The 1,827-nt window shown below is 57.8% G+C and carries 3 protein-coding genes; 2 read left to right on the top strand and 1 reads right to left on the bottom strand.

Translation table 11 applies throughout. The features are described from left to right. Window positions 1–23: 23 nt before the first annotated feature. The gene (locus I6E78_RS18770) at window positions 24–398 is read right to left on the bottom strand and encodes a hypothetical protein (protein ID WP_231618047.1); all 375 of its coding nucleotides are present in this window, start codon (window positions 396–398) and stop codon (window positions 24–26) included. A gap of 257 nt (window positions 399–655) precedes the next feature. Between I6E78_RS18770 and I6E78_RS18265 the strand changes: the two genes are divergently transcribed. Together I6E78_RS18265 and I6E78_RS18260 are read left to right on the top strand one after the other, a co-directional pair. Then, window positions 656–1,444, top strand: a complete 789-nt coding sequence (locus tag I6E78_RS18265) for a hypothetical protein (protein ID WP_197183094.1) — start codon at window positions 656–658, stop codon at window positions 1,442–1,444. After that, window positions 1,441–1,827, top strand: a 387-nt coding sequence (locus tag I6E78_RS18260; protein WP_197183093.1) for a hypothetical protein, incomplete at its 3' end; no start/stop codon positions are given. The genes I6E78_RS18265 and I6E78_RS18260, both read left to right, overlap by 4 nt.

Here is a 1,827-nt window from a genome sequence, read left to right as displayed (position 1 = left end):
GAAACGGACGTGCGCAAGTATCTCTACCAGGAGAGCGACAAGACCGAGTGGGTACTGACCGGGCTCGCCCCGGTTGAATGGGCGCAGCACATCGGCCCCACTGGGCCAGCAGGTCCGACAGGCGCAACAGGCGCAACAGGCGCAACAGGCGCAACAGGCGCAACAGGCGCAACAGGCGCAACAGGCGCAACAGGCGCAACAGGCGCAACAGGCGCAACAGGCGCAACAGGCGCAACAGGCGCAACCGGCAATGATGGAGCGACCGGCCCAACTGGCAGTACCGGCGCCACCGGGCCAACTGGGGCGACGGGGAATGATGGCGCTGACGGCGCTACAGGGCCAACGGGTGCAACTGGTGCCACTGGCGGCACAGGCCCCACGGGAGCAACCGGGGCCACGGGTGGTGCTGGTGATGTGGCTGCGCTGATTCACGCCGCCACCAGCAAAGCAACCCCGGTCGATGCCGATGAACTGGGCATTGTTGACAGCGCTGCGTCCAACGTCCTCAAAAAGCTGACGTTTGCGAATCTCGCGGCGTGGGTGCGTGGGATCGCGCTCACAGGGTTGAGCACTGCNCAAAAAGCTGACGTTTGCGAATCTCGCGGCGTGGGTGCGTGGGATCGCGCTCACAGGGTTGAGCACTGCGACGAACGCGGTGATCACTGCTGCAGACACGGTGCTGGTTGCTCTGGGCAAGCTGCAAGCGCAGGTCAACGAGCTGGACACCAAAAAGTTAGATAATACCGGTGGTGATATTGCAGGCAATGTAAATTTCTCGGGAACTGGTAGGCGTATTACTGCGGATTTCAGTAACGCGACCGTTGCGAGCCGAGCGATGTTTCAGACGAGTACGACTAACGGCGCTACGGTATTGGGGGCGATGCCAAGTGGGGCCGGTGGTTATTCAGAGTATTCACTTTACAACGGACCCGACCCGACAAACGCAGCTAAATTTGATTTTTCCATAAGCGGCAGTACCGCGCGGCTGCGCTCTACAGCCATAGGAACGGGCGCATCGCTCCCGATAAATATTGAAACTCCAGGCGGGACTACGCTTCATTTGGGGACGAATGGTGATGTGCTCGCGCTGCGTGGCGCGCTGGGTTACGGCACGGGAGCAGGAGGTACAGTTACTCAAGCAACCAGCAAAACCACCGGCGTGACACTTAACAAACCTAACGGGCAGATAACTATGAACAGTTCTGCATTATCGGCAGGCGCGGCTGTGGTCTTTAGCGTGAGTAATTCATACGCCTTATCCACAAGTTTAATTGATGTTTGCGGGGGATACAACTCCGGTGCCCCTGATCCATCTAATTATAGGATTGAACTTAATTGGTCTGGAAACGGGGTTTTTAGTGTAAGAGTGACAAATATATCCACCGGCACACTTTCAGAGGAGCTTGTAATCAATTTCCAATTAAGGACAGGTTCTACATCATGATTATCAAACAACCAATCCGCTACGAAAACGACCCCGCGACCCTCGAAGCAACATGGGTTGATGCAAGCGGCGCGGTCATCAAGTGCCACGCCTACAGCAACGGCCAAATGGACATGCTACGCGCAGACCTTGGCGCTGACGCCCCGCAGTACGAGGCACTACTCGCCCAGGTCGAGGCCGAATATGTGCCGCCTGAACCACCAACGCTTGCAGAGCGTCAGGCTGAAATCGTCGCGCGCATCCAAGCGCTGGAAGACCAGCACCTAATGCCGCGCATCACCCGCGAAACGATCATCGCGCTGGCTGAAGAACGCGCGGTTGCCATGGGGCTGACCATTGAGTATCTGCGTGCCAAGAACAAGGGCTACGCGGGTCTGAAAACC

The organism is Pseudoalteromonas sp. NZS127 (assembly GCF_015864805.1).
Taxonomy (GTDB): Bacteria; Pseudomonadota; Gammaproteobacteria; order Enterobacterales; family Alteromonadaceae; genus Pseudoalteromonas; species Pseudoalteromonas nigrifaciens.
Note: the sequence above shows the minus strand (reverse complement) of the source record. Positions and strands in the feature narration are given on the sequence as shown.